Here is a 13,279-nt window from a genome sequence, read left to right as displayed (position 1 = left end):
GAATTTTGCTTATTCGTGTAATAAATTTTCAAACAGTGCGAGAAAAGACTATCTTTTATAGTATAAAAACATATGCTTAGTAATGTATTATTAGTAAATTGCGGACATATTTTCTGTGTACAGGTTAAACTTTTTCGGAATTGTCTAATCTTACAGAAAATTTACAAATTTAATTCGGGGGAATTAATGGGGGAATCTGTTATAAGCTTTTGTTCTTGGCGTTCAAATCCGACTAAATCAAGTTGGAAAGAGGAGCTTTGTCAGATTTCTTTTTATTCAGTTCCAGCAATTAAGAAAAAAATCAATCAGTTTGGTTATTGTTTTGAAACACAAGCTTAACAATAGAATGAAACCCGGAACCGACCAGATAAAAGAAAAACATTGATATGAAAAAACTAATTACACTTTTTTTGGGGCTTATGCCTTTTGTGCTTTTTTCTCAAGTTCAATTAGTAAGTTCTGATGCAACAAAATTTTATCCCGACGATACGCGTATTACCTATATGCAATTATCTCAATATCCGGTTGATGTTGATTTTTTGAAATTTATAGAATTAGAAGTTTTATCAAACACTTCGATACAACGTTTTGTTTTGTCTAAAGATGGCAAGACCTGTTTTTTTCAGGCTCAAAAAGACATTAATGAAGAGATGATTGTGGAAGCTATTAATGATGCGTATCATCTCTATTTTACGACTCAGGCTCCCAAGCTTAATGAAGAAGTTTCAGACAAGCCAGTTGCAAATCAAGGTTCTAATGATTTTAAAGAGCGTGGGGTTTTAAATGATTATTACATCTGTTGGTTCACTTTGGACATGACTGATGATAACGATCTGGTAAAGGATATTATCAGCGTATTTAAAGAAAGTGATTTTATCAGCGATGTCAATTACAACGGGAATTCTTCTTTCGAAGTGTACAGTAAAGGAACCATCTATCCTGATGAGATTGAAGCCTTGCTTGAAAAATGGGGCATTACCATCCAAAAAGAAAGTTTAAAATAGTCAGAAGACGTAACAATTCAAGACATGAAAAAATTATATATTTTCACCATTCTCGGTCTTTTAGGACTTTTCGCATTTGGGCAAACAACAGTAACATTCACTACTTCCGGTTCATGGACATGCCCTGCCGGGGTGACTTCTGTAACCGTTGAATGCTGGGGTGCCGGTGGTGGTGGTGGATATGGTATATCTACTAAAGGTGCAGCTGGCGGCGGCGGCGGCGGCGGCGCATATGCATCAAGCGTAGTTTCAGTAACTCCTGGGAATTCATATACAATAACGATTGGGGCTGGCGGCAGTGGTGGTACATCTACCGGAACTGCAGCTATAGCTGGAGAAGCAAGCTCTTTCAACACAACATCAGTAATAGCAGCGGGGGGGGGGGCTGGAACAGGTGTTACATCAAATACGTCCGGAGGCGCTGGAGCTGGTGGTACAGTAGCCGCTTCAACCGGCTCAACAAAATACGCCGGAGGCGCTGGAGCTGCCGGAGTTAACGGAACAGCTTCAACTTGTGGTGGTGGTGGTGGTGGCGCAGGTGCAAGCACTAGTGCCTCTGGTGCTTCTGCCTCATTAAGAGCTGGTGGTACCGGAACTGCCCCAGGTGGTAGCGGTGGTTCTGGTGCAGATAATGCTGCTGGTACTGCAGGATCAACTTATGGAGGTGGCGGAGCTGGAGGTCATAGAAATAACACTAGTAATGCTGGAGGTGCTGGCGCAAGCGGATATATAAGGATTACATATACACTCCCAGCTCCAGCCAATGATTTATGTGCAAATGCAACAGCTCTACCGTGTGGCACCACAAATCTTGCTGGCACAACCGTCAACACCGTATCCGAAACTGCAGGGACAGGCTGTACAATGTCCACCTATGGCGTGTGGTACACATTTACCGGAACAGGAACCGATAATACTATTTCAGTTACTACAACCGCATTTGATGCTGAAATGGCCATTATGAGCGGCACATGCGGCAGTCTTACAAATATTGCATGTAAAGATGCTGCCCTTAGCAGTGGTACCGAAACGTATACTTTTACCACTACATTAGGAACAACCTATTATGTTTATGTTGGTTATTACGGAACAGGAACCACAACCGGTGATTTTACAATTTCCAGGTCCTGTGTTTCTCCCTGTGCAGGTACGCCAAATGCTGGCACGGCATCCATTAGCTCTGCGACAGGTTGTGCATCAACCAACTTTACATTATCAGCTACTGGGCTAACCGCAGATGGTGGAATTACTTACCAGTGGCAATCCGGAACGTCTTCAACGGGACCATGGACAAACATTGCCGGTGCAACAAATTCAACATTGATCACCTCAGCAACAGCGAATACATGGTATATACTTGTAACCACGTGCACAAATAGTAGCTTAACAAATAATACAAATGTTGTTTCTTACTCTATTGTTGGAGATCTTTGTTCCTGTGGTGCATATCCTTCGAATTATGCATCCAATGTGGCTGATGAAGATATCGGTAATGTGACTGTCGGATCACTGAATAATACCAGTGCTTTAGGAGCTGTTGCAGGAGGAGCCGGATCAATTGCTTTCCGATACAGTAATTATACAGGAATAGTTGGAGCACCAAATCTCCAGCAATTAGCTACTATTAACTTCAGTCTTAGCTCATTAACAACAGGCTCGAATTACAATAATGGTTTTCAGATTTACATTGATTATAACCAGGATGGGGATTTTGCTGATGCCGGAGAACAGGCATACAGTTCTGCTGCAAGTACTTCGGGACCACATACAGAAACAGGGAGCTTTGTTGTACCGTTTTCAGCAACATTGGGTATTACAAGAATGCGTGTTGTTTGCGTAGAAACAACATTCCCTTCTGTAAATAATTATGCTCAGTCAACAACGTACTCATATGGTGAAGCCGAAGATTATTGTGTAAATATAACAGCAGCAACGGCTTGTACAGGCACTCCAAATGCAGGAACCGCTACTATCAGTTCTGGGTCAGGTTGTGCGGCGACCAACTTTACGCTATCGGCGACAGGACTTACAGCGGCTGGGGGAATTACGTACCAGTGGCAATCCGGAACATCTTCAACAGGACCATGGACAAACATTGCCGGAGCAACAAGTTCTACATTAACAACCTCAGCTACAGCCAACACCTGGTATCAGCTTGTTACTACTTGTGCTAATGGTGGCGGTACAAACAATACAAATGTTGTTTCATATACTGTTGTTGGAGATATTTGCTCGTGTGGAGCATATCCAGCCATTTATGCCTCAAGTACTGTTGATGAAGATATTTCTAATGTTACAGTCGGAACTTTAAACAACTCAAGCACCCTTGGCGCAGTTGCACCAGGTGCTGGCTCAATTGCATTCAGATATAGTAACTATACAGGGTCTGTAGCTGCTCCAGATATTCAACAATTGGCTACAACCAATTTTAGTATCAGTTCATTAACAACAGGAACATCCTACTCACATGGCTTTCAAATATATATTGACTACAATCAAAATGGAGTATTTGAGACTACAGAAAGATGTTATTCATCTGCCGCGAGTACATCCGGGCCACATACTGAAACGGGAAGCTTTGTCGTTCCGCTCTCTGCATTAACTGGTATAACCAGAATGAGAGTTGTTTCCCAACAAACGACTTTTCCAACTGCAACAAATTATGCGAGTACAGCCTATACCTGGGGAGAAACAGAAGATTATTGTGTAAATATCACAGCAGCTCCACCATGCTCGGGCACTCCACTGGGAGGCACAACTACCGCATCCAGTACAGCATGTGGCCATACAGGAGCAATCAGTGTTACCGGCTCCACCGAAGCAAGCGGATTAACATACCAGTGGTATTCTTCTCCTACTGGTGGCGCACCCTGGACATTGATTCCGGGGGCCACGGGAGCTACATATACTCCAAGTGTTTCAGGCCTTTATTATTATAGGGAAATTAAGTGTACTTCAAGTGGTGGTACTGCAAATTCATCATCTTTGCAGTACATCACATCTGCTCCATCTAACGACGAATGTGTCAATGCCACCCCATTGACCGTAAATGCAGGAACAACCTGCACTGTGGTAACCGCAGGAACTGTCCAATGCGCCTCAGCATCTGCTCAGACGAATTCCTGTTCCGGAACAGCGGATGATGATGTATGGTTCAGTTTTGTAGCAACAAACGCGTCTCATACCATCAGCTTGTTGAATATCGCTGGTTCCGTAACCGACATGTATCATTCAGTTTATAGTGGAACCTGCGGGTCATTGACCAATATAAAATGCAATGATGCCGATGTTAGTACTATATCAGGATTGACTATCGGTGAAACGTATTATGTGCGTGTTTATACATATATCGGTACTGCTGGTCAAACAACCACATTTAACATTTGTGTTTCAACATCAAACGTGGTTTCGGTTGTTGGGTCAAGCACCTGCGAAAATGCTGTTGCGTTTTGTGCATCAAATGATAGCCCTGGTGTAACTTTCGATATAACAAGTGATGCTGTGCCCGCCCCAGCTGGGCAGTGTACCTATATGGAGAATCCTTCATGGTGGTATATGCAAATATCTCAAGACGGAGACTTAGATATGACCATTGCAAGTTCCTGTGGTGATGTGGATTTTTCATGTTACGGACCATTTCCTAATGTAACTTGTTTGGCTTCCGATTTAACCAATACTACTCCAAGTGAGCTTTTTGACAATGCTTTCCCCGAGTACCACAGCACTTACAATCCAACATCCGAAGCTACAACAACAATTTCAGAGATCCCATTATGCGAGATAGATGTACTGGCCTCGCCATCCGGCAATTTGGTTGATTTTTCCGGAAGTCTCTCTGCAACAGAGTATCTTCAAATACGCAATGCAGTCGTAGGTGAATACTATATTATAATAATCGGCAATTGGGCTGGTTGTGCCGGAACGGTATCATTTAACCAGACTAATTTCGGGGCTCCAGGTGCAGGTGCAGCAGATTGCAATATTGTTACTCAATGTAATATTACCAGTATAACTGCAACCACAACAGAAACTGGTTCCACATACACGGTTTCGGGTGATATTAACTTTATCGATCCTCCAGCAACTGGCACATTGAAAATTTGTGACGGTACAGTTTGCCAGACTTTTACAGCACCATTCACCAGTCCTCAGGCATATACTTTAACAGGGTTAATACCTGATGGTTTGCAACATCAACTAACAGCTACATTTTCTTCAACCACCGTAAATTGTGAAAAAATATCGAATTACACAGCTCCCCCAAGTACCTTGCCGGTCAACCTTTTAAAACTCTATGCAAGCTGCCAGAATTCAACCGCTGCTGTTTATTGGCAAACAGCCTCTGAAACAAACAATGACTACTTTCTTGTAGAAAAACGCAAAGGCGAAAACGAGTTTTATGAAATTGGCAGAATTGAAGGTGCCGGAAACTCAAATAGTTTAATAGATTATTTGTTTATTGACGAAAACCTGTGGCAGGGAGATAATTACTATCGCTTATCCCAGGTAGATTTTGATGGTACAACAACAATTTATCCGATCATCACGCTTAATTGCGACAACTACACCGAAGTGCAACCTACCATGCAAGCGTATCCCAATCCGTTTGTAGACGAAGTCAACGTTGTGATTCAAAATCTGGACGAAGGTGAATTTACGCTGGAAATAATTAACGAATTAGGAAAGGTTGTTTATCAAAAGAAATGTATCGCCAGCAATTCGGAATTCCGAACATTGTTAAATCTATATAATCTGCAACCTGCAGTTTATAATTTGCAATGTCGCTCTCAGAAAAATGTTCTGACTATTCGGGTAATAAAAAAATAACCGTCAACTAATTGGATTTGAACATCGCAAAGCCTAATCACGAAATCAATTAAATTGGGAAATTCATTTCCAAATTCAGGAAAAGTTACTCCCAGATGAAACGTATTAATTCAAAAAAGCCGCTTTATAAGCGGCTTTTTTTATATCTTTTTGGGCTTCCTCATATCACAAACTTCTTCCGATCAAGCAAAATCGATTCATCTTCGTAAATGCGAACTTCGTAATCGCCCGAAGGATAATTGGTCACATCAAGATCAAGCGTCCAGGTATATCTGCCTATGCCATGAATGGTGGGTTCCATCATGGTTTTGATGAGGCGGCCAGCATTATCGGTGAGAATAATTGTAACGGGACAGTTGTATCTTACATAATACTGAATATCGCCACGAATGCGGGTTACAGCACCGGTAAAAACAACGGTTGAATCTTCTTTGTATTGCACCGTTGCCCATGGCATTTCTTTTCCTGTAAGTTCGCACAGCATTTTGCGCAAAGCAAGCGTTTGTTCGCGTTTGCCGCAATCTACACCTGCGATGTCATGCCCGTTAGAAATCACCCACACCGCATGTTGTGTTGCATCCTCAGGAAATTCATTCTGATTGATAAAAGTTGCAAGGTTCACCCATTTCTCAGGAGCCATGTAGCCCGGACTGTATTTCATTTCTTTGATAGGTGCTGAGTTGTCGCTCTCACAGCAAAAGCCACGGATTTTCACTTTCACTTCGGAATTGGGCGCTATTGTAACAAAATAAGCTTTCACAATGAATAAATCCTGACATCGCGCAGTGTCTGCAATAAGCCTGCGTCCGGGCTCGACAAGAACATTCATGGGCTGGTTGCTTTTGTTTTTCATGGCTGCTTCAATAAACATCCCTCCGGTATATCCCAGATATCTGGCTGAAAATTCGAAGCCCGGATTCTCAAGACATTTTCCAAGAGGAGTGTATTGAACACCGCTCTGGTTCTGCGAAACGACAGCTCCAATCATTGAGCAGATCAGAATAAATAATACAGCTATTGATTTCATTTTGGATGGATTAATGCAAGTATAACGATTTTTTGAATGGAGATATTATATTGTGGCGCAAGGCTCTAAACGATTTACAAAATCAGTCGCAAGAGTTATCGCGATTTGAAATTTCTTCCCGACGATTCCAGGTCAGCAGGTCTGTTTGTCAACCCTTTCATGCTGACGCTAAAATGTCGGAAAGTGCACCCAACATTTTGGCGTCCAACCGACCTGCATAGAGAAAAGGAATGGACACGGAATCGTTGGGTGCTGGTGAAAAACAATTTTCAGGACAACTAATAATCACTCCATGCTGAATCATCCGAAAATTTCGCCTTGTGAGCATAAATGAAGTTCTCTTCAGAATCAAATAATTTAATGATTTGTCTCGAATTGCAGAAAACAGAGCTCCCTTTTAATATTTCATTATACGATGACCAGTAGTACAAATCAGGGGTGGGAGTTATCCGATGTTTAACCGGGTTGTTGTGAATATAAAGAATCAGTTCAATTAAATAATCATTGTTTTCAACAAGTCTTCGTTCGATTCCTCGCTCGAAAAGCACTCCAGTTCTTTTGTATTTAAAATTGAAATATTTCGAGTAGGCATCAAACATGAAATTAAGCATTCGCAGAGGATTTGGGCTTATCTGATATTCTTCAGGTATATCATTTCTTTGAAAAAGTCTCCACTTATCACTTAAATCATTTGCCCATCGGCTTCGTTTATCGAAGCAACCAATTTCCTCAAATCTCTTAATACGTACACAAAAATGATAGTGATTCTTCATCAAACACCAAGAAAGTGTTTCAAGAAAAGGATTTGCATATATTAAATACAACTCAAGAAAATGATTGTAGTCATCCTCTGATTTAAACAAGTCAATCCCGTCATTTCCTCTGTTGAAAACATGATAATATCTGCCTGCCACAAATGGCTCTTTCATTTCATTTTATTTAAACAAAACTACATAAAATCTGTTACTTCCCGACGATTCCAGGTCAGCAGGTCTGTTTATCAGCCCTTTCTTGCTGGAGTTTACCCCGCATTTGGCGGGGCTAAAATGTCGGGATGCTGTTGTCGCCGCGGCGGGGTCCAGCGCTAATGGGCGCGTGACTCTGACGCGTGACCATGATCTTAGACTTCTTCTCGACCTTTCTATTCCGTTTTCTCCGGCTTATAACCTGACTTATTCAGAATTTCCTGTGAATTGTTGTTTTTCAGCAACTGCTCGAATGTTACGTTTTTGTTTTTCGCCATATATGAACGTACAATCTGCCATCCGATATAGCGCCCGATGCGGGGTGCGCTGTTGTTCGAAAAAGCACTTGTGAAAGGAGCTTCGCCGATAAACTTATTGATTTCGCGCATTTCGGTTGAATGAAGAAGCTTTTTCTCAATAAAAAAGCCCCATACATTTCCCTGATTTTTCTCGGCCCAAAACAGCTGCTGCCCTGTATATCCAATACGAATAGAATCGGCAGCGGAAGGAACTGTCACGTCGGTAAAATAAAGCAGTTTTCCTTCGTACACCATTTTATCCAACATCGATTTGCCGGCAGGACAGTTTTTTTCAAGATATGCTCTGCAGATTTCCGTTGCACATTTAATAACCAGATAATCCTTTGTCATTCGATTCGAAATATACTGAGGGATACCCCACATATTGTAAACCGGATATTTTTCGCCCAGAAAAAGATCCAGCGCAATCACAAGATTATTGTCTGCATATTTCACCGGCAATTCAATATCGCCGCCCGAAACATACGTGTACACCGTTGGAACAGTCCAGGAGGGAATCAGATATTTAATCCGCCTGAAAGTCATGGTAAGCTCCGATTCGAGCCATGCGAGCGAAGGATATTGTTTCATGGCTTCGCGATACAACGACAGAATGGTCGGATCTTTCAGGTATTGCTTCATATAGGCAATATTCATCGGATCGTTTAAATCTTCGGGTGAATAAAAAAAGCTGTATTTATCCTGCATGTTTACGAGTCCTTCCTTCAGACTGTCAACAGGAATGGCAAATAAATCCTGTTCGTAGCGATTGATGCTCACTTTTATGAATGAAAGCGAATCCAGTTTGCTGTCGGAAACTTCACGATCAAATTCCTTTTTCTCGCGCTTACAGCCACAGCTTGAAAAACCCACAGCTATGACCATCAAGCCAATGATTAACAACAGATTGGGAGTCGCTGCAAAAATTTTTGCCTGTCTCATAATTTTATTAACTTTGTACTACGTTGAAAATAAAACCCAAAAGTATGAAAAAGATTGTATTAGCTCTGATTCTTTTATCCGCATTTGCATTTGTATCCAATGCTCAGAATGAAAAATTCTTCCGTTTCGGATTACATGCAAACACAGGCTTGGCTTGGATGAAACCAGATCAGGATTCACTCGAATATCAGGGAATGAAGATCGGAATGGGTTGGGGATTTATCGGCGAACTTACCATTGCCGACAACTTCTCATTCGCTACAGGTTTCGATGTAAATTACATGGGTGGCAAACTTCAGAAAATTGGTGTGAACCAGATTTATCCTCCCGACACGACTGCAGTCTTTTCTAAACTAACATCAAATTATCGTTTTCAATTCCTCGACATTCCGTTGACATTAAAAATGAAGACGAACGAAATCAACTATATTACATATTTTGCACGCATCGGTGGATCTATCGGTATTTGCCTCAACGCAAAAGCTGACATGGAATACAGCCCACTGAGCGGCTCTCAGATGCTTTCGCTCAACGATCAGGATCTGAAAGATCAACGCAATTTCTTTCGCGCAAACTTCCTGATTAGCGGCGGACTTGAATATTCACTCGGTGGAACAACCAGCGCACTGGCTGAGTTGTCATTTGTGAACGGTCTCACCTACCAGCTCGAAGACACCAAATCTGTGGGCAACTACATCATGCTGAAATTCGGCATCATGTTCTAATAAAGAATTTGTTTACACAACATCCCGGTTCCAAAGAATCGGGATTTTTTTTAAGCAGACCATCATGAAAATCGCTCTCTGTCAAACAAACACACATACCGGATATTTTGAATTCAACCGGAAAAAACTACTTGAATTCATTGATAAAGCAAAACATGCCGGCGCCGATCTGGCCGTGTTTCCCGAACTTTGCATCTCCGGTTATCCCGCACGCGATTTTCTCGATTTCGACGATTACACCAACGCTTGTTTGCGTGAAGCAAATGAAATAGCAATTCATTCCAATGATATTTCTGTGATAGCCGGCTGCCCTACTTACAACAACACCGGTCGCGGAAAAATGCTCTTCAACTCAGCGCTGGTAATGCAAAACGGAAAAGTGGAAACAGAGATTCACAAAGCGCTGTTGCCAAACTACGACATATTTGATGAGTACCGCTATTTCGAACCAGGTCGCGATTTTTCATGTGTAAGTATTTCAGGAAAGAAGCTTGCAATTACGGTTTGCGAAGACCTTTGGAACATTGAAGGAAAGCATTTGTATGTTTCTGATCCGATGGAAATGCTTTCAAAAGAAAATCCCGACGTGATCATCAATATTGCTGCATCACCCTTTAGTAGCGGACAATTCGAAAAGCGACTTGAAGTTTTTCATTATCATTCCGCGAAATATAAAATACCGGTGGTGTATGTAAACATGACCGGGGCGCAAACCGAGCTAATCTTCGACGGCCGCTCCATGATTGTCTTTCCCGATGGAAGTTATAAAGTTTTGAATGCTTTTGAAGAAGACTTTTTTATTTTCGACACCGACATTATTCCTACGGTACAACAAGAAATAAACAAAAACAAAATAGAGCTGATACACGATGCGCTCGTGTTTGGCATCCGTGAATATTTCACCAAACTTGGTTTCAAAAAAGCAGTCCTTGGTTTATCAGGCGGCATCGACAGCGCAGTGGTGGCCTGTCTTGCGTGCGAAGCACTCGGGAAAAAAAATGTCGATGGATTACTAATGCCTTCTGAATTCAGCTCGCAACATTCGATTGACGATGCGGTAAAACTGGCACAGAATCTTGGAATGCGACATGAAATTATTTCAATCGGAAAATCATTCGACGCTGTAAACGAAACACTGAAGCCGGTTTTCAAGGATCTGCCTTTCAATATTACCGAAGAAAATATGCAGGCCAGGCTTCGCGGTTTATTGCTGATGGCATGGTCGAATAAGTTCGGAAACATTTTACTGAATACATCCAATAAAAGCGAAGCAGCGGTAGGTTACGGAACACTGTATGGCGACATGTGCGGCGGGCTGAGCGTGATCGGCGACCTGTACAAAACGCAGGTGTATGAACTCACCGCCTACATCAATCGCGAAAAAGAAATCATTCCTTTAAATACAATTACCAAAGCACCATCTGCGGAACTCAGGCCTGATCAGAAAGACAGCGATTCGCTACCGGACTATAACATTCTTGATGAAATTCTTCGCTTATATATTGAAGAAATTCAAAGTCCTGCAGACCTTATATCGCGCGGCTTTGACAAAGATCTTGTGGCGCGCATCTGCAAAATGGTGAACACCAATGAATACAAGCGATACCAGTCTCCGCCCGCACTGCGTGTGTCTTCCAAAGCATTCGGCATGGGAAGAAGGATGCCACTTGCTGCGAAATATTTGTCGTGATTTTTTTCGTTACACGTTACGGTCGTTACGCGTGGAATTTATCCCGATGAAAGCGGGAATCGTTACATGTAGCATTCAGTTCAGAGAAGAAGCTTAGAACTTCTTCAACCTCTCTGCGTCGCGAAGCGACCTGAGTGCGTTGAACTTTGAGCACCGCATGCCGCAAGCGTATACGTCGCCTTTATGAACCTGATACTTTACGAACTTTCAACTTGCGCAGCGTTGCGCCCCACATGCCACTCACCGCATGCTGCATACCGATTGCCCTGTGCGTTGCGCGTGAGCGGAATTCTTCCTACATCAAACAATATTTCAAAAATCAGATCTAAAATCACATATCAAAAATCTGATTTCTCAAATCTACACCTGCTCCACCGATTTAATTTCCGGCAACACTCGCAACATGGTTGCTTCGACACCATTCTTCAATGTCTGAGTAGCCATAGGACAACTATGACAGGCGCCTTGTAAATGTACATACACCACGTTGTCATCGGTCAGACGGTCAAAGGCAATGTCACCGCCATCAGCCTGCAGATAAGGACGAATTTGTTCAATAACGTTTTTAACTTTTGTCTCGAGTTCTGTGTTCATGTTATTCTGTTTTACTGATTTTTCACTTCAACAATTTTTGTCGGCTCCATGGTCGCATTTCGGATTGCAACAGCCTGAGCGGTGTTCTGAGCCATGCTCATAAAAACTTTTTGCAGCGGATTGTGGTCATCGCAAACGGCAGGAATACCTTTGTCGCCGCTCTGACTCACGGATTCGACAAGCGGAATTTCGGCCAGTAAGCGGATATTGTTTTCAGCAGCCAGTTTGCGCGCACCTTCTTTTCCAAACAAATAATATTTTTTATCCGGTGTTTCGGGCGGACTGAAAAAAGACATATTCTCAACAACACCCAATACAGGCACATTCACCTGCTGATCAACAAACATATTTAGTGCTCTGCGAGCATCTGCCAGAGCCACTTCCTGAGGAGTAGAGACCACAACGATTCCAGTTACACTGTAATTCTGCACCAGCGTCAAATGAATATCACCCGTGCCGGGAGGCGTATCAAAGATGAGATAATCTAGTTCGCCCCAATCCGTATCGTTCATGATTTGTGTGAAGGCACTTGCAATCATAGGGCCGCGCCAGATGAGCGCTTTGGACGTATCGGTAAAAAAGCCCATCGATACCAACTTAACTCCGAATTTTTCGAAGGGAACAATAATTTGTTTTCCATCTTTTTCAATCACCTTCGGATGCTCATGCTGCACACCAAACATTAATGGAATGCTGGGGCCGTGAATATCACCGTCGACCAGACCAACTTTGGCTCCGCTGCGTGCAAGGCCGGCAGCCAGATTCACAGCCACAGTCGACTTCCCAACTCCGCCTTTTCCTGATATAACAGCAATAATATTTTTGATGTTTTCGTGTGCGGGTTTTTCTTTATAGCTGGTAACTTTCGCAGAAAATTTCACCTCCACCTCTGCATCCGGATACACAGCATGAATAGCCGAAACACAATCTATTCTGAATTTCTCTTTCAGCGGACAGGCCGGTGTTGTTAGCACAACGGTAAACGACACTTTCGCATCAGAAATTTCCAACGCATCTATCATGTTAAGTGTTACAAGATCCTTTTTAAAATCGGGATCAATAACAGTTTTCAGCGCGCCTAAAATTACTTCCTTTTCCATGGTCATTCGTATCAGAATTCTATGCAAAGGTACGAATTCCCAGGTAAAACAAAACGGCATGCAGCAAGGCCGCAGATGATATAAAACAGCTTATACTTTCGCCCGA

9 protein-coding genes are annotated in these 13,279 nt (G+C 42.4%); 4 read left to right on the top strand and 5 right to left on the bottom strand.

Translation table 11 applies throughout. The features are described 5' to 3' along the window. The first annotated feature begins 419 nt into the window (after positions 1-419). Both A2W93_06645 and A2W93_06640 read left to right on the top strand, forming a co-directional pair. Positions 420-1,004 carry a hypothetical protein gene (locus A2W93_06645; protein ID OFY53298.1) on the top strand — a complete coding sequence of 195 codons (585 nt, stop codon included), beginning with the start codon at positions 420-422 and terminating at the stop codon, positions 1,002-1,004. 24 nt (positions 1,005-1,028) lie between these two features. Next, complete coding sequence (locus tag A2W93_06640; GenBank protein OFY53297.1) at positions 1,029-5,831, top strand: hypothetical protein; 4,803 nt, start codon at positions 1,029-1,031, stop codon at positions 5,829-5,831. 160 nt (positions 5,832-5,991) lie between these two features. On the opposite strand, the gene A2W93_06635 is transcribed toward A2W93_06640, so the two are convergent. From A2W93_06635 to A2W93_06625, 3 genes are all read right to left on the bottom strand, one after another. After that, a complete protein-coding gene (locus A2W93_06635; GenBank protein ID OFY53296.1) occupies positions 5,992-6,858 on the bottom strand; it encodes a hypothetical protein in 867 nt (288 codons plus the stop codon). A 278-nt stretch (positions 6,859-7,136) separates the two neighbouring features. Continuing rightward, a complete protein-coding gene (locus A2W93_06630) occupies positions 7,137-7,787 on the bottom strand; it encodes a hypothetical protein (protein ID OFY53295.1) in 651 nt (216 codons plus the stop codon). Positions 7,788-7,999: 212 nt separating this feature from the next. Further along, positions 8,000-9,064, bottom strand: a complete 1,065-nt coding sequence (locus tag A2W93_06625; GenBank protein ID OFY53294.1) for a hypothetical protein — start codon at positions 9,062-9,064, stop codon at positions 8,000-8,002. A gap of 44 nt (positions 9,065-9,108) precedes the next feature. Between A2W93_06625 and A2W93_06620 the strand changes: the two genes are divergently transcribed. Continuing rightward, a complete protein-coding gene (locus A2W93_06620; protein ID OFY53293.1) occupies positions 9,109-9,789 on the top strand; it encodes a hypothetical protein in 681 nt (226 codons plus the stop codon). A gap of 64 nt (positions 9,790-9,853) precedes the next feature. Beyond that, positions 9,854-11,479, top strand: coding sequence for an NAD+ synthase (locus tag A2W93_06615; GenBank protein OFY53292.1), 1,626 nt, complete (start codon positions 9,854-9,856; stop codon positions 11,477-11,479). A gap of 360 nt (positions 11,480-11,839) precedes the next feature. Here A2W93_06615 and A2W93_06610 read toward each other — a convergent pair whose 3' ends face one another. Together A2W93_06610 and A2W93_06605 are read right to left on the bottom strand one after the other, a co-directional pair. After that, positions 11,840-12,073 (bottom strand): hypothetical protein, encoded by a 234-nt coding sequence (locus tag A2W93_06610; GenBank protein ID OFY53291.1) that lies wholly within the window; start codon positions 12,071-12,073, stop codon positions 11,840-11,842. An 11-nt stretch (positions 12,074-12,084) separates the two neighbouring features. Then, positions 12,085-13,179, bottom strand: coding sequence for an ATP-binding protein (locus A2W93_06605; protein OFY53290.1), 1,095 nt, complete (start codon positions 13,177-13,179; stop codon positions 12,085-12,087). Positions 13,180-13,279 lie beyond the last annotated feature (100 nt).

The sequence above is a fragment of the Bacteroidetes bacterium GWF2_43_63 genome, from assembly GCA_001769275.1.
Taxonomy (GTDB): domain Bacteria; phylum Bacteroidota; class Bacteroidia; order Bacteroidales; family DTU049; genus GWF2-43-63.
Note: the sequence above shows the minus strand (reverse complement) of the source record. Positions and strands in the feature narration are given on the sequence as shown.